General features: G+C 63.2%; 1 pseudogene. It reads right to left on the minus strand.

The window, feature by feature from the left end:
• A pseudogene (gene tuf / locus QMX83_RS21695) lies at positions 1-261 on the minus strand (elongation factor Tu); the annotation flags it as partial.

A 261-nucleotide genomic window follows, 5' to 3' on the forward strand; every position in this document is an offset into this window, starting at 1 on the left:
TGATGATGCCGCGCTCGATACGACCGGTCACCACGGTGCCGCGGCCCGAGATCGAGAACACGTCTTCCACCGGCATCAGGAACGGCTTGTCGATGTCGCGTTCCGGTTCCGGAATCCAGGAATCCAGGGCTTCAACCAGCTTGATCACGGCCGGCACGCCGATGTCGCTCTGGTCGCCTTCCAGCGCCAGACGGGCCGAACCGGAGATGATCGGGGTGTCGTCGCCCGGGAAGTCGTACTTGCTCAGCAGTTCACGCACTT

Origin of the sequence: Stenotrophomonas sp. PS02289 (assembly GCF_029960115.1) — a bacterium.
GTDB lineage: Bacteria > Pseudomonadota > Gammaproteobacteria > Xanthomonadales > Xanthomonadaceae > Stenotrophomonas.